This window comes from Caballeronia sp. AZ1_KS37, assembly GCF_023631165.1.
Taxonomy (GTDB): Bacteria; Pseudomonadota; Gammaproteobacteria; order Burkholderiales; family Burkholderiaceae; genus Caballeronia; species Caballeronia zhejiangensis.
In genome coordinates this window covers 1-15,654 of record NZ_JALQDP010000004.1, presented here as the reverse complement: position 1 = coordinate 15,654, position 15,654 = coordinate 1, and the positions used below count along the sequence as shown (strand labels likewise).

15 protein-coding genes are annotated in these 15,654 nt (G+C 65.2%); all 15 read left to right on the top strand.

Annotated features, from left to right (window positions below):
* Window positions 1-7 precede the first annotated feature (7 nt).
* Entirely contained in the window at window positions 8-814 is an 807-nt protein-coding gene (locus NCS00_RS03845; protein WP_008351005.1) for a helix-turn-helix transcriptional regulator, read from the top strand.
* A gap of 55 nt (window positions 815-869) precedes the next feature.
* Window positions 870-2,273 (top strand): argininosuccinate lyase, encoded by a 1,404-nt coding sequence (gene argH / locus NCS00_RS03840; RefSeq protein ID WP_008351007.1) that lies wholly within the window; start codon window positions 870-872, stop codon window positions 2,271-2,273.
* Window positions 2,274-2,416: 143 nt separating this feature from the next.
* Window positions 2,417-3,346 carry a bestrophin family protein gene (locus NCS00_RS03835; protein ID WP_008351010.1) on the top strand — a complete coding sequence of 310 codons (930 nt, stop codon included), beginning with the start codon at window positions 2,417-2,419 and terminating at the stop codon, window positions 3,344-3,346.
* 106 nt (window positions 3,347-3,452) lie between these two features.
* Window positions 3,453-4,058, top strand: a complete 606-nt coding sequence (gene gstA, locus NCS00_RS03830) for a glutathione transferase GstA (RefSeq protein ID WP_250439209.1) — start codon at window positions 3,453-3,455, stop codon at window positions 4,056-4,058.
* A 231-nt stretch (window positions 4,059-4,289) separates the two neighbouring features.
* Window positions 4,290-4,805: a Csu type fimbrial protein gene (locus tag NCS00_RS03825; protein ID WP_244807785.1), complete on the top strand. Its 516-nt coding sequence runs from the start codon at window positions 4,290-4,292 to the stop codon at window positions 4,803-4,805.
* A 68-nt stretch (window positions 4,806-4,873) separates the two neighbouring features.
* Window positions 4,874-5,281 (top strand): hypothetical protein, encoded by a 408-nt coding sequence (locus NCS00_RS03820; RefSeq protein WP_250439197.1) that lies wholly within the window; start codon window positions 4,874-4,876, stop codon window positions 5,279-5,281.
* A gap of 391 nt (window positions 5,282-5,672) precedes the next feature.
* Window positions 5,673-7,811: a glycosyl hydrolase family 18 protein gene (locus NCS00_RS03815; protein WP_250439194.1), complete on the top strand. Its 2,139-nt coding sequence runs from the start codon at window positions 5,673-5,675 to the stop codon at window positions 7,809-7,811.
* A gap of 78 nt (window positions 7,812-7,889) precedes the next feature.
* Window positions 7,890-8,360: a type II secretion system major pseudopilin GspG gene (gspG, locus tag NCS00_RS03810; protein ID WP_008351020.1), complete on the top strand. Its 471-nt coding sequence runs from the start codon at window positions 7,890-7,892 to the stop codon at window positions 8,358-8,360.
* Between the two features lie 17 nt (window positions 8,361-8,377).
* Window positions 8,378-9,562, top strand: coding sequence for a type II secretion system F family protein (locus tag NCS00_RS03805; RefSeq protein WP_034474466.1), 1,185 nt, complete (start codon window positions 8,378-8,380; stop codon window positions 9,560-9,562).
* Between the two features lie 3 nt (window positions 9,563-9,565).
* Window positions 9,566-11,209 (top strand): GspE/PulE family protein, encoded by a 1,644-nt coding sequence (locus NCS00_RS03800; RefSeq protein ID WP_008351022.1) that lies wholly within the window; start codon window positions 9,566-9,568, stop codon window positions 11,207-11,209.
* 12 nt (window positions 11,210-11,221) lie between these two features.
* The gene (locus tag NCS00_RS03795; RefSeq protein WP_008351023.1) at window positions 11,222-12,064 is read left to right on the top strand and encodes a hypothetical protein; all 843 of its coding nucleotides are present in this window, start codon (window positions 11,222-11,224) and stop codon (window positions 12,062-12,064) included.
* The gene (locus tag NCS00_RS03790) at window positions 12,061-12,732 is read left to right on the top strand and encodes a hypothetical protein (protein WP_250439192.1); all 672 of its coding nucleotides are present in this window, start codon (window positions 12,061-12,063) and stop codon (window positions 12,730-12,732) included. Before NCS00_RS03795 ends, NCS00_RS03790 begins: the two co-directional genes overlap by 4 nt.
* Entirely contained in the window at window positions 12,729-13,253 is a 525-nt protein-coding gene (locus NCS00_RS03785; RefSeq protein ID WP_175981731.1) for a hypothetical protein, read from the top strand. Before NCS00_RS03790 ends, NCS00_RS03785 begins: the two co-directional genes overlap by 4 nt.
* Entirely contained in the window at window positions 13,250-13,813 is a 564-nt protein-coding gene (locus NCS00_RS03780) for a hypothetical protein (protein WP_034474455.1), read from the top strand. Before NCS00_RS03785 ends, NCS00_RS03780 begins: the two co-directional genes overlap by 4 nt.
* The coding region (locus tag NCS00_RS03775; RefSeq protein ID WP_250439184.1) for a secretin GspD/PilQ domain-containing protein at window positions 13,810-15,654 on the top strand (1,845 nt) is incomplete at its 3' end. The genes NCS00_RS03780 and NCS00_RS03775, both read left to right, overlap by 4 nt.

The following is a 15,654-nucleotide window of genomic DNA, read 5'->3' as shown; positions in this document are numbered from 1 at the left end:
GCCACGCATGAATCACATCGACAAGAACGAAACCCTCGCCGAAACGTCCGCGCACGCGCTCGGCGAGTTCATCCGCGCGCATCGCGAAAGGCTGTCGCCGCAAGCGGTCGGACTCGCGCCCGGCCCGCGCCGCCGCACGCCCGGCTTGCGCCGCGAAGAAGTCGCGCAACTGTGCGGCGTGAGCCCGACCTGGTACACCTGGATCGAGCAAGGCCGGCCCGTGTCCGCTTCCGCCGATGCCCTCGCGCGCATCGCCGTCGCGCTGCAACTGTCGCGCGCCGAACGTGCGTATCTTTTCGAGCTCGCCGCCCAGCGCGATCCCGCCGAGCCCGATCCGGCTTCGCAGGACGCGCCCGCCGCGCTGCTCCAGACCGTCGGGCTGATCGGCGCGCCCGCCTACGTGCTCGATCGTCAGTGGAACGCGCTGCGCTGGAACGAGCATGCGTCGGCGCTGTTCGTCGGCTGGCTCGACGGCGAGCACGACCGCAATCTGCTCACGTACACGTTCACGTCGCCGGCGGCGCGCGCGCTGATCGTCGACTGGGAAACGCGCGCGCGGCGTCTCGCGGCCGAATTCCGCGCCGATTCGATCCGCCATCTGAACGATGCGCCGACGCGCGCGCTCATCGACGATCTCTCCGCCGCGAGCGATGCCTTCGCGCGCTACTGGGCGTCGCAGGACGTGTTCGAGCGCGAAGGCGGCGAGCGCGCGTTCAATCATCCGTCGCGCGGGCGCGTCGTGTTCAATCAGATCACGTTCAAGCCCGCGCATCGCGAGGATTTGAAGCTCGTGATTCTGGTCGGATCGGAATAGTGCCGAATGTTAAAATTGTCGACTTCCCGAAGCCCGAACCGCTGAAAACATCACCATGACGTCCCAACTCCACAAAAAAGGCGAAGCCTGGTCGGCTCGCTTCTCCGAGCCGATGTCGGAGCTCGTCAAGCGCTACACGTCGTCGGTGTTCTTCGACAACCGGCTCGCGCTCGTCGACATTCAAGGCTCGCTCGCGCACGCGTCCATGCTTGCGGCGCAGAAGATCATCAGCGCCGACGACCTCGCCGCCATCGAGCGCGGCATGGCGCAGATCAAGGGCGAAATCGAGCGCGGCGAGTTCGAGTGGAAGCTGGATCTGGAAGACGTGCATCTGAACATCGAGGCGCGCCTGACCGCGCTGATCGGCGATGCGGGCAAGCGCCTGCACACCGGCCGCTCGCGCAACGATCAGGTCGCGACCGACATCCGCCTGTGGCTGCGCGGCGAAATCGACCGCATCGGCGAGCTGCTGAAGGAGTTGCGCGTCGCGCTCATCGACATGGCCGAAAAGCATGCCGACACCATCATGCCGGGCTTCACGCACCTGCAGGTCGCGCAGCCGGTCACGTTCGGGCATCACCTTTTGGCCTATGTCGAAATGTTCTCGCGCGATGCCGAGCGCATGCGCGATCTGCGCCGTCGCGTGAACCGTCTGCCGCTGGGCGCGGCGGCGCTCGCGGGCACGAGCTATCCGATCGACCGTCACGCGGTCGCGGCGGCGCTCGGCTTCGACGGCATCTGCGCGAATTCGCTCGACGCCGTGTCCGACCGCGACTTCGCGATCGAATTCACGGCGGCGGCCGCGCTCGTCATGACGCACGTGTCGCGCTTCTCCGAAGAACTCGTGCTGTGGATGAGCCCGCGCGTCGGCTTCATCGACCTGGCGGACCGTTTCTGCACGGGTTCGTCGATCATGCCGCAGAAGAAGAATCCCGACGTGCCCGAACTCGCGCGCGGCAAGACGGGCCGCGTGAACGGCCATCTGATGGCGCTGCTCACGCTGATGAAAGGCCAGCCGCTCGCGTACAACAAGGACAATCAGGAAGACAAGGAGCCGCTGTTCGATACCGTCGATACGGTCGCGGATACGCTGCGCATCTTCGCGGAAATGGCCGCGGGCATCACGGTGAAGCCGCAGGCGATGCGCGCGGCCGCGCTGCAAGGCTTCTCGACCGCCACCGATCTCGCCGACTATCTCGTGAAGCGCGGCCTGCCGTTTCGCGACGCGCACGAAGCCGTCGCGCACGCGGTGCGTATCTGCGACGATCGCGGCTGCGATATCGCGGACCTGTCGCTCGACGCGATGCGTATCGAACTGCCGAACGTCGCGCATCTGATCGGCGAAGACGTGTTCGACTATCTGACGCTCGAAGGCTCGGTCGCGAGCCGCAATCATCCGGGCGGCACCGCGCCGGATCAGGTGCGCGCGGCGGCGAAAGCGGCGCGCGCGGCGCTCTGATCGCATTGTCGCGTTGCTGATCTCGAAGGCCGTTCGCAAGGACGGCCTTTTCGTTTCCGCACGCGACGTCATGTCTCGCGCGCGATGCACCTTATTTTCGAGATAATCGGAAATTCATTGCGGTTTCACCGGCAAGCTCGTCCATGATCATTCGCCCCAAGCTCAACTGGTTCCGGCTGCTGTTCGTGTGGCGCGGCTCCGTGCTGCCGCAACTGCTGCCGCGCCTCGGGCTGATCTTCGCGCTGTCGCTCGCGGCGATCTTCATGCACGACCACATGCGGCACTATCCGCTCGGGCTCGGCACGCCGCCGTTCGCGCTCGTCGGCATCGCGCTCGCGGTGTTTCTCGGTTTCCGCAATAGCGCGAGTTACGAGCGATGGTGGGAAGGCCGCAAGCTGTGGGGCACGCTGCTCAACACATCGCGCGCGCTGGCGCAGCAGGCGCTGTCGCTGCCGGACAATCGCGACCGCGCTGAGGAGCGACGTTTTCTGTCCGCGCTCGGCGCGCTGCCTCACGCGTTGAGACATCAACTGCGCAACACCGACGCGCTCGCCGATCTCGCGCCCCGCCTCTCGCCTGAACTGCACGCACGCGTGGCCGCCGCGAAGTTCCGGCCCGCGCTGATTCTGCTCTGGCTCGGCGAATGGGTCGCCGAACGCAAGCGGGAAGACGCGCTCGACGGCTATGCCGTCCTCGCGATTCAGCACAATCTGAACGCGCTTTCGGATGTGATCGGCGGATGCGAGCGCATCGCCTCCACGCCGCTGCCCTTCTCCTACTCGGTGATGATTCACCGCACGATCTACCTCTTCTGCGTGATGCTGCCGTTCGGCCTCGTCGATGGCGCCGGCCTGCTCACGCCGCTTTTCGCGTTGCTCGTCGCGTATGCGTTCATGGCGCTGGAGGCGATCGCCGCGCAGATCGAAGATCCGTTCGGCCTCGAGGAAAACGATCTCGCGTTGAACGCCATCTGCGACGCGATCGAAGCCGCGCTGCACGACATGGCCGCCGACCCCGACTTCCCGATGCCGCCGAAGACCGTCGCATCCTCGCGCGATTTCATCCTCGATTGATCGCGGCTCGATCTTTCATCAAACGACACAATTCGTTTCGCGATAGCGGATGCTGCGCAAGCACGACATCGTTCATAATCGTGCGACTCATCCTGGAGGAATTGTTTTGAAACTGTTCTACAAGGCAGGCGCCTGTTCCCTCGCGTCGCACATCGCGCTCGAAGAATCCGGGCTCGCCTACGAAACCGAAGCCGTCGATCTCAAGACCAAGCTCACCGCGAGCGGCGCGGATTTCACCAAGATCAACGCGAAGGGTTACGTGCCCGCGCTCCTGCTCGACAACGGGGAACTGCTGACCGAAGGCCCGGCGATCATGCAATACATCGCCGATCAGGTTCCGGCGAAGCATCTCGCGCCGCTCAACGATGCGATGGCGCGGTACCGTCTGCAAAGCTGGCTCACGTTCATCGGCACGGAACTGCACAAGAACTTCTCGCCGTTCTTCAACCCGGCCGCAAGCAGCGACTGGAAGGCCGCGGCGATGGCCAATCTCGAACGCCGTCTCGCCTACGTCGCGCAGCAAGTCGATGACAAGCAGTTCCTGCTCGGCAACGAATTCACCATCGGCGATGCGTATCTGTTCACGGTTTTGAGCTGGGCGAAGCATATCGATCTCGACCTCGGCAAGTGGCCCGCGCTCGTCGCGTATCAGGCGCGTGTCGGCGCGCGCCCGGGCGTGCAGGCCGCGCTCAAGGCCGAAGGACTGATCTGAATCCACGTCGTCTCCGGTAGCCAGGCGGCCTCCTTCGGGAGGCCGTTTTCACATGTAGCGTCGGCATCTCGATAAACGCGTCAGCACAATGCCATCCGGCGAAACCGCTCGTTTCATCATCTCAAATAAGAGTCGTCTCATTCAATCTTAGACGCGCGCTCCCTATCATTTGCTCATGTTCTCGCGACGCCAAACGCAATCGGCGTCGTCAATCTGATACCGGAGATTCTCATGCGCAATCTGTTCAGCAAAGCCGCCGTCATCGCCATCGTTGCCGGCGCCGCCACGCTCGGCGTCGTCGCTTCGCCCAATGCAATGGCCGCCAGCAAGAGCGCGACCTTCGATGTCACGCTGACCGTGCAGGACGACTGCTCCATCGCCGCGAACCCGCTGAATTTCGGCAGCACCGGTGTGATCAGCAACAACCTCGATCAGACGACGACGCTCTCGGTCACATGCACCAAGGGCACGGCCTACAGCGTCGCGCTCGACGCGGGCACCGCGAACGGCTCGACTGTCGCGGACCGCAAGATGAGCAACGCGGCCGGCGATGCATCGGTCGAATTCAATCTGTATCGGGATACGGCGCGCACGCAGGTCTGGGGCAATACGGTGGACAGCGACACGGTCGCAGGCACGGGCGACGGCTCGAACCAGAGCATCACGGTTTATGGCCGCGTGCCGTCGCAAGACACGCCGGCTGCGGGCACGTATTCGTCGACCATCACCGCGACGCTGGTTTTCTAAGCATTTCGGTTTCCTTTTTTCAAAGGCGCGGGGCTTTTTAGAAAGCACCCGCGCATATGCACTGTTGCATGGCGCGAAAAATCAATATCCCCTCGGGTCCATTCATGAAAAGTCACTCGCTCTACCATGCCGCATTCGCCGCCTTGATTGCGGCGGAAACGCTTGCTGTGTCTCCCGAAGGTTTCGCGAAAAGCGGCACGGCCAAAATGGACATCGCGCTGACAATCGAAAATGCCTGCTCGATCGTCACGCCCGGCGCTCCTGTCGAAATCGATCAGGCAAGCCGCGTCGCGGTGAATTGCGGCGGGACCAAAACGCCGTATCGCGTCGGCGTCGAAGCGAGATCGGCTTCGGGTGAGGCGCTATCGTTGCAATCGATCGAGCACACGTCTCACGTCAAGGACGCGGAGGCATCGACCAGTGTGTCCGGCAGCGAAAACTATCCACCGATCGTTGCCGTCACGGTTCAGTTCTAACGCACCGATACGCCGATATACCGGCAGGCGATTAAAGCGATCCCGCATACGGACCTGCGGCGCGTTTCATATTCGCATCGCTGCATGCATCAACGATCCATATCGCCGGAATGCCGATTGAAAATAACGGCCCGATGTCGAACTCACGACGTGCATATTCAAATCGACGGTGCCATATTTCGAAGCAGTATTCTTTGCGTCGCGTAAAAAGCACGCCTATAAGAAAACCAGAAGGAAAACTAATCATCAATTTCCAACTTGCTTAGTGGAGAAGCTTGGATTATCAATATATCCGCGTATAGGCGCTTGAAATGCGCGGCGTTTGAGGCAAACAGCTTGACAATGTAGAGAATCGAAACCAACCATAATCGAAACAAAGGAGGCCATTCTCATGAATCGCCTTGTTAAGCATTCCAAAATTAGCGCATTGACGCTGGCCTTGCTGGTTGCCTATTCAGTCAGTGCCAATGGCGCCGAGTGGCAGGAAGGGACCACATATTCGGCAGGCGCCACCGTCACTTACAACGGCCACACGTATCAGGCGCTGCAATCGCATACCGCCTACCCCGGCGCGGGATGGACGCCTTCCACCACGCCGACGTTGTGGAAGGATCTCGGCGCAACGGGCGGCACGCCGACGCCGACGCCGACACCGACTCCAACCCCGAGTCCCACGCCGACACCGACTCCAACGCCGACTCCAACACCCACGCCAACGCCAACGCCGACTCCGACTCCGACTCCGACGCCCACGCCGACACCGTCGGGCGCCGCGTGTTATGACGCGTGGTCGTCGACGCAGGCTTATGCGACGGCGGGCACGCGGGTGACGTACAACGGCCGCAATTATCGAAACAAGTGGTGGACGCAGGGCGAAAATCCGGCGCAATCCGGGCAATACGGCGTATGGGAAGATCTCGGCGCGTGCTCGGGCGGGCCGTCGCCTGCTCCTGCTCCTGCGCCGACGCCGGTTCCGACACCGACGCCAACACCCGTTCCGACGCCCACGCCCACGCCCACGCCCACGCCCACGCCGACGCCCACGCCCACGCCGACGCCGACGCCGACGCCGACGCCGGTTCCAACACCAACGCCGACGCCCACGCCGGTTCCAACACCGACGCCAACGCCGGTGCCAACGCCGGCCCCAACACCGACGCCGACACCCACACCCACACCCGCACCCTCCCCCTCAGGGGCGCGTGAAATCGGCGGCTACTTCGCGCAGTGGGGCATCTACGACCGCAACTACAAGCTCAAGGACGTCGACACGACCGGCTCTGCCTCGATGCTCACGTTCATCAACTACGCGTTCGGCAACCTCTACCAGAAGAACGGCGGCTACGAGTGCGGCATCATCAACAAGGCCGAGCCGGGCGCGACCAATCCGAACGCCGCGGACGCAGGCACCGGCGGCGACGCCTGGGCCGACTATCAAAAGAACTTCGGCGCCAACGAAGCCGTCAGCGGCAAGGGCGACACCTGGGACTTCCCGACGAACGATCCGCGCTACGGCAAAGCCGGAGCCGGCCCGCTGAAAGGGAACTTCAATCAGCTCAAGCAGTTGAAGGCCAAGCATCCGAACCTGAAGGTGATCATTTCGCTCGGCGGCTGGACCTGGTCGCGATGGTTCGGCAAAGCGGCGGCAACCGACGCGCTGCGCAAGCAGCTCGTGAGCTCGTGCATCGACGTCTACATCAAGGGCAATCTGCCCTATGACGCCGGCTCGAACGCGGGCGGCGACGGCATCGGCGCGGACGTGTTCGACGGCATCGACATCGACTGGGAATTCCCCGGCGGCGGCGGCCAGCCATACAACGCCGTCGATCCGAACGACAAGAAGAACTACACGCTGCTGCTCGCCGAGTTCCGCAAGCAACTCGACGCCATCGGCGCCCAGAACGGCAAGCGCTATCTGCTGACGGTCGCGATCGGCGCGGGCGGCGACAAGATCGCGATGACCGAGCCGGGCGAATACAGCAAGTCGCTCGACTGGATCAACATCATGTCGTACGACTTCCACGGCGGATGGGAAACCAACGGGCCGACCGACTTCCAGGCGCCGCTCTACGGCGACCCCGACAGCCCGAACTACAAGGCGGGCCAGTATGCGCCGACCTATAACGTCGACGGCGCGGTGAAGGCGCTGCTCGCAGGCGGCGTGCCGACATCGAAGATCGTGGTCGGCGTGCCGTTCTACGGACGCGGCTGGACCGGCGTCACCAAGGGTCCGCAAGGCGACGGCCTGTATCAGAAAGCCACCAAGCCCGCGCCGGGCAAGTACGAGGAAGGCATCCAGGACTACCGCCTCCTGAAGAGCGCGGCCGGCACGGTGTACGAGCATCCGGTCGCGAAAACCGCGTACAAGTTCGACGGCACCACCTGGTGGTCCTACGACACGCCCGGAACCATGAAACTCAAGATGGACTACGTGAAAGCGCAGAACCTGCGCGGCTCGTTCGCCTGGGAACTCGACGGCGACGGACCCAACGCCGAGTTGCTGAAAGTGATGAGCGACGGACTGAAGTGATGCTCGACGGGCCGCGCGCGTATCGCCCGACCGGGCAGACGCGCGCGGCGCCGAGATCCGAACCTGCCGGGGGCTGCCATGTATAACCATTTGACGAAGGCTGCCGCACTGAGGGGAAAGCTGACGCAGACCGGCATCGGCTTGCGCCGGCGCGGCTTCACCTTGCTCGAACTGCTGGTGGTGCTGCTCATCATCGCGCTATTGGCGGGCTATGTCGGACCGAAGCTCTTCGGCGAAGTGGGCAAGGCGCGCAGCAAGACGGCGGCATCGCAGATGAAGGGCATCGAAAGCGCGCTCGACCGTTATCGGCTGGACACCGGGCACTATCCGGGCACCGACGCCGGCCTCGCCGCGCTGATGACCAACGTCGGCAACACGTCGGGCTGGGAAGGTCCGTACATGAGCAGCGCGATTCCGAACGATCCGTGGGGCAAGCCGTATATCTATCGATCGCCGGGCGAAGGCGGCAAGGATTACGACCTGATGACCTACGGCGCCGACGGCAAGCCGGGCGGATCGGGCGAGGACGCGGACATCGTCGCCAAATGATCCGCGCGGTGAGCGCCATGCGATATCGCGTACGGGTCGAAAGCGACGGCGGCCAGCAGGAGCTGGAACTCGACGCCGCCGATGACGCCCAGTTGCGCCAGAGCGTCGCCGACATGGGTCTGTCGCTCATCGAAGCGACGCCGCTCGAAAAGCGCAAGGCGGGCTTCACGTTCCGCAAGCCCGTGTTCGAGCGCGCGCTCTTCACGCAAGAGCTGATCGCGCTGCTCGAAGCGGGCCTGAGCCTCGTCGAGACCGTCGAGACATTGCGCGACAAGAGCCGCGACGGGCTCAATCGCACAGTGCTCGCGCAGATCGTCTCCGCGCTCTACGAAGGCGAGCCGCTGTCGCGCGCGCTCGAGCGGCAGCCCGCGCATTTTCCGCCGCTCTACGTCGCGACCGTGGCCTCCGCCGAACAGACCGGCCATCTCGCCGAGGCGCTCAAGCGCTATCACCACTACGACGCGCGGCTCTCCGTGGTGCGCAAGAAAGTCGTGTCGTCGATGGTGTATCCGTCGATCGTCATCGCGACGGGCGCGCTCATCGTCCTGTTTCTCGCGTTCTACGTGATCCCGAAGTTCAGCCAGGTGTTCGCGTCGATGAAGGAGATTCCGTTCTCCGCGCGCGTGATGCTCGCGTGGGGAAATCTCGTCGAGGCGCACGGCGGGCTGCTGCTCGCGGGCGTCGTCGGCGCGATCGTCGGCGCGGGCTTGTCGTTGCGCAGCGAGAAAGTGCGCGCGCGGCTCTTCGAAGCGTTCATGCGGCTGCCGAAGCTCGCGGACTATCAGCGCCTCTTCGCGCTGACGCGCTTCTACCGCACGCTCGGCCTCTTGCTCGCGGGCGGCATGTCGATGGTTACGTCGATGGAACTCGCCGCGCAGGTCTTGCCCGCGCAATTGCAGACGGCGCTCGCGCAGGCGCTCGACGAAATTCGCGCGGGCAAGCCGCTCTCCGGCGCGCTGCCCGCCGCGAATCTGACGACGCCGGTGGCCGAACGGCTCATCCGCGTGGGCGAGCAAAGCGGCGAGCTGGCCGGCATGGTGACGCGCTCGGCCGAGTTTTGCGACGAAGAGCTGGACCGCGCGATCGACACGCTGATGCGCGTGGTCGAGCCCGTCCTGATGCTGGTGGTGGGCAGCATCATCGGGACGATCATCTTCCTGCTCTACATGCCGATCTTCCAACTGGCCGGAGCCGTGGGGTGAATCATGGAACAAGCCGCGCACATCGCGCCCGATACGCGCACGCGCCAGCAGCGATTCTGGGACGATGCCGATCACGATCCCGCCGACTATCTGCATAACGTGACGGCGACGCTCGGCCTGCGCGGCTTCGACGCGCAAGCGCTCGAAACGCTCACGCCGCGCTTCGACCTGCTCTCTTTCGGCGACGCGATGTCGCGCAAGTGCCTGCTCGCCGACGACCCCGGCGCGCACTTGTGGCTCGTGCTCGCCGACCCTTTCGACGCCAACATGCGCGCCTGGGCGATGAACCGCGTGAAGAAGCCCTTCGCGTTCGCGTTCTGCGTGCCCGCCGAACTGATGGCGTACCTCGCGCTGCATGAATCGGCGCATCAGGCGCTCACGCAGATCAGCGTCGAGGGCAAGTCGTCGGCGAGCGCCGATGCGGGCGTCGAGATCACGCTCGCCACGCTCGCCGCCGACGTGCATCCCGTGATCCGGCTCGTCAATTCGTCGCTGTACGACGCGCTGCGGGCCCGCGCATCGGATATCCATATCGAAAGCACGGCGGCGGGACTCGTCATCAAATACCGCATCGACGGCGTGCTGCAGGAAACGGCGAGCGCGCCGGGCATCGACACGGCCGAGCAAGTGCTGTCGCGCCTGAAGGTCATGGCCGATCTCGATATCGGCGAGCGGCGCATTCCGCAGGACGGGCGCTTCAAGGCGATCATCAATCAGCGCGAGATCGATTTTCGCGTCTCGATCATGCCGTCGATCCACGGCGAAGACGCCGTGCTGCGCGTGCTCGACAAGCAACGCGGCGAGGCCGGCGCCACCGCGCTGCGGCTCGATTCGATCGGCCACGAGCCGGAGATCGTCGAGGCGATCCGCACGATCGCGCACGAGCCGTACGGTCTCCTGCTCGTGACCGGGCCGACCGGCTCGGGCAAATCGACGACGCTCTACGCGACGCTCACCGAAATCAATACCGGCGACGAGAAGATCATCACGATCGAAGATCCGGTGGAATACGAGTTGCCGGGCGTGCTGCAAATTCCCATCAACGACAAGAAAGGGCTCACGTTCGCGCGCGGCCTGCGCTCGATCCTGCGGCACGATCCGGACAAGATTCTCGTCGGCGAAATCCGCGATGGCGAAACGGCGGGCATCGCCGTGCAGGCAGCGCTGACCGGCCACCTCGTGCTGACGTCCGTCCACGCGAACAACGTCTTCTCCGTGCTCGACCGCTTCCTGCACATGGGCGTCGACATGCACAGTTTCGTCGACGCGCTGCTCGGCGCGGTCGCGCAACGGCTGATGCGCAAGAACTGCCCGCATTGCGTGCGCGACGACGATCCGCCCGACGACGCGCTGCTGCGCGCTTCGGCGCTCACGCGCGAAGAGATCGCCGGCTGGCGTTTCCGCAAAGGCGCGGGCTGCGAGGCGTGCAGGCGCACGGGCTATCTCGGACGTCAGCCGATCGCGGAAGTGCTGCGCCTGAACGATGCGATCAAGCAATGCTTCGTCGAGCGGCGGCCGATCGTCGAGCTGAAGCAACTCGCGTATCAGAGCGGCTTCGTGCCGCTGCGCGGCATCGCGTTGCGCGCGGTCGCCGACGGACGCACGACGCTCGCCGAAGTCAATCGCGTCACGATGGTCGAAGGCTGACGGAGGCGAATCATGTCGCGTTGGTCGGACCATCTCGAAGCGTTGCGCAGCGTCGCGAAGAAGCGGCCGAAGCTGAATGCGCCGTCGATCAAAACGCCCGCATTCATGAGCCGCACGACGATCTGGATCGACGGACGGCACGCCCGCACGTTCGGCGGCGCGCCGATGCCGCTGTCATCGGCGAACGATGTCGCCGCGGCGCTCAAGGCCATCGAAACGCTCGCGCCGAAGCCCGCGAACCTCGGTCTGCATGCGCTGCGCGTGGTGGTCGGCGCACCGTTCGCGCGCTATCACGCGCTGCCGTGGCAGCCGCTGCCGAAACCGCAGGACTGGGTCGCCGCCGCACGCGTGCAGGCCGTGCAGATGGGCGCGGGCACCGAGGCGTGGCGCTACGCCGTCACCGATGGCGCGTGGGAACAGGGACGCCTCGCCGCCGCGATATCGGAGGCGCTGTGCGCGGGCATCGAGCGTCTGTGCAAGACGCGCAAGCTGCAACTGCTCGGCATCGAGCCGGCGTATACCTTCGCGATGCAGAAGCATGCGGCGCGCATCCGCGACGGCGCGATCGCGATCGTCGCGCTGGAGGAAACGGAGCGTGACGCGGCCATCGCGCATATCGGGCTGCGGCGCGGCGGCGGATGGACGGCCTTCATCGCATTGCCGGTGACGCGCACGCGCGAGGGCGCGCTCGATGGCGTGCTGCGCGACGCGTTCGCGCTCTGCGCCGATACGCCGCCCGAACGCCGCTATGTGATTGGACCGGGCGGACCGGGCGGACCGGACGCGCGCGAGCGCTGGTCGGCCGACGCCGCGCTCGTCGAATGGCTGCCCGCGCCCTGGGATGCCGCGACATGAAAGCGCCCGTCATCGACCTGCATCGTCCGAACCGGCCCGGCGCGGCCGTGGGGCTGCTCGCGCTCGTCGTCGGGATCGTCGCGCTGATCGCGGCGATGCAGTATCGCGACGCGCTCAAGGAACAAGGCGAGGCGCTCGACGAACGCGAGGCGACGATCGCGAAGCAGGAAGCGAAGTTTCATGTGATCAGCAACGCGCATCGCGAGTCCGGCGACGCGCGCATGGCGCAGTTGATGGCGCAGCAGCGCTACGCGACGGAACCGGCGCGCGATCTGATCGAAGGCGGATGGCATCCGAATATCGCGCTGCTGTCGCTGGATTTCGTCACCGCGTCGCGGCAGATCAACATGCAGTTCGAGACGCGCTCGGTCCAGGAAGCGATCTCTTACGCCGACTGGCTTCAGGCGCAGCCCGGCGCGGAAAGCGTCGCGATCAAGCGGCAGATTCAGAAGCCGGGACCGCCGGCGCCATCGGTGGAGACGTCGTTGCAGGTCACGTGGAAGGCGTTCGTCGCGCGCCCGGTGGCGGCTTCGGCAGTTGCGGCCGCTGCTTCGGCTTCGGCGGCTTCGGCGGCATCGGCGGCATCGCCGGCTTCCGCCGCTCCGGCCGCATCGCAAGCGCGGCCCCAGGCGAGCCACGCCGCCCATCCGAGCGGAGCGCGCCGATGAACCGCCTCGTCTGGGAACTGCGGCGCGCGCAGTGGCGGCTCGGCACCTTCGGGCTGCTCGCGGTACTGCTCATCGCGGGCGCGGCGATCGTCGCGCTGACCGACATCCTGCCCTTGCATCGCGACATCGCGCAGCGTGAGGCCGATCTGAACGCGCGCGCCGTCCATCTGACGCAACCGCCGCCGCCCTCGCCCGACGAAGCCGTCGCACCGGTCAGCCCCGAGGAGCGTTATTTCGTGTTCCTGCACAGTCTGCATGCGATCGCGGCGAAGAACGGCATCGCGATTCCGCAGATCACGTATCAGCTCGCCGCGCAGGAGAAGGACGATCCGTCGCTGCGGCGCTATGTCGTCGAGACGACGTTCAGCGCCACTTATCTGCAGTTCCGCGGCTTCATGCACGAACTGCGGACGCTGCCGGGCCTGCGCTGCGAACGGCTCAGCCTGTCGCGGCCGAATATCGGCGTGACGCAACTGGAGGTGCGCCTGCAATGCGCGTTTCTCGTGGAAGCAACGAAATGAGCCGGCTCGACCTGCGCACCCTGAAGATCTCGCGTCCGGTGCTGGGGCTGATGGTGGCGGCGCTCGCGCTCGTCGTATTCACGTATTTTCGCGGCGGCGACGATACGGCGCCCGAACCGCAACAGTCAGCGGCGACATCGACGGCGAAGCCCGCCGCGCCCGCTTCCGCGCCGCCGGCGGCGAGCGCAGCCGATATCGTCGCGGCGGCCGGACCCGCGCCCATCGATCTCTTTCCGACGCAGAACTGGCAGCCACCGCCGCCGCCTCCGCCGCCCGAACCGCCCAAGCCGTCGAAGCCGCCGCCGCCGCCCGAGCCGCCGCCGCTGCCGTTCGCGGTTCGCTCGCTCTGGCTCGATCAGCAAGGCGTTTTCTATGTGGTCATTTCCGGCGCGAACCGCGAGTTCCCGCTCTGCATGAACTGCCAGAAGAAGGGCTTCCTGCACAAGGGCGACGTGATGCTGAACGCTTATCGCATCGACGACATCAGCCGCCGCGAAGTCCAGTTCACGTACCTGCCGCTGAAGCGCCGGCAGACGCTGTCGCTTGGAGAACTCAAATGAGCCGGCTCAAAGACGTGACGGTCTGCCTGTTGATTCCGCTCATCGCGGCATGCGCGGGGGATCTGCATCGGCAGGATCTGCAAAACCGGCTCGCGGGCATGCCGCCCGACGCCCAGCTCGAACTGCTCGCGCAGCAAAGCGCGCAGTATCCCGACGATCTGGAAATCAGAAGCTGGTATCTCGCGTTGCGGCGCAGGCTGTCGATGGAATACCTGCAACGCGCGACCGTCGCGTACCGCGCGGGCGACGCGGCGCAGGCGCTCGGCTGGGCGCACAAGGCGCAGCAGGCCGCGCCCGGCGACGACAACCCGCGCGAGATGATCGAGTGGATCGAGCGACAGGCGCCGATCGACGCGGAAGTGCGCTACGCCGAATCGGTGCGTCTGGATCAGCCGCAGGCGGCGCTCTCGGCCGTTATCGACGTGCTCGCGAAGCAGCCCGACAACGCGCGCGCGATCCGGCTGCGCGAAGAACTGCTCGCGCCGAAGGGACAATCGATCGAGCCGAAGCTCAACAAGGACCTCGATCAACCGATCACGGTGCAGTTCCGCGATCAGCCGATCATCAGCATCTTCGAGCTGGTGTCGAACATCACCGGGCTGAACTTCACGTTCGACCGCGAAGTGCAAGCGACCGCGCCGACCACGATCTTCGCGAGCAACACGCCCGTCAAGCAGGTGCTGTCGATGGTGCTCCAGGCCAATCAGCTTTCGAGCAAGATCGTGAGCGGCAATTCGATCCTCATCTACCCGAAGCGGCCCGACAAGGAAACCGAGTACAAGGATCTCGTCGTGCGGACGTTCTATCTGCAGAACTCGACGGCGGCGCAGGTGCTCGGCGTGCTCAAGCAGATGGTCAAGACGCGCGACGCCGTGCTCGACGAGCGCACCAACGCGATCATCATGCGCGACGCGCCGGACACGATCAAAGTGGCGGAGCGCATCATCCGCGCGCTCGACGTGACGCCCGCCGAAGTGGTCATCGACGCGCAGGTGCTCGAAGTGTCGTCGTCCGATCTGCTGAACATGGGTATCCAGTATCCGGACCGCATCACGTTCGGGCTCAAGTCCGGCACGATCGACGACGGCACCACGCTGCCCGACAACACCGTCACGCTCGAACAACTGCATAACCTCAACAGCAGCGACGTGCTGGTGCGGATCGGGCCGGTCGGCATCAACTTTTTGCAGACGCACGGCAAGACGCGCACGCTCGCCAATCCGAGCATCCGCGTGCGCAATCGCGAGAAGGCGAAGGTGCTGATCGGCGACCGGCTGCCCGTCGTCACGACGACGCTCTCCAGCAACTTCAGCTCCGAGAGCGTCAACTATCAGGACGTCGGCCTCACGCTGGAAGTCGCGCCGGTGATCGCCAGTCCCGACGAAGTGCAGGTGAAGCTGCGCATGGAAGTGTCGAATGTCACCGACACGATCACGACGTCGACCGGGCTCGTCGCGTACCAGATCGGCACCCGCACCGCCGAAACCGTGATGAGCGTGCGCAACAACGAAACGCAGATGCTCGCGGGCCTGCTCCAGCGCAACGATCGCAGCTCGGGATCGGGCTTGCCGGGACTGAGCCGCCTGCCGATTTTCGACCGCATCTTCGGCTCGCGCGCCGACGACTCGAAGGAAACCGAACTCGTCTTGCTGCTCACGCCGCGCATCGTGCGCAATCAGGCCGTGCCGACGGGCAACGCGATGCAGTTCGATTCGGGCACGGAAACGCGCATCAGCACCGAGCGCGATGTCGTGACCGGCAACGAGAGCTTGCGTCTGCCGCCGCCGGTCGCCGCCGCGCCGGCGGTCGCGGCCGGTGCGGTCGCCGCAGCCCCGCTGCCC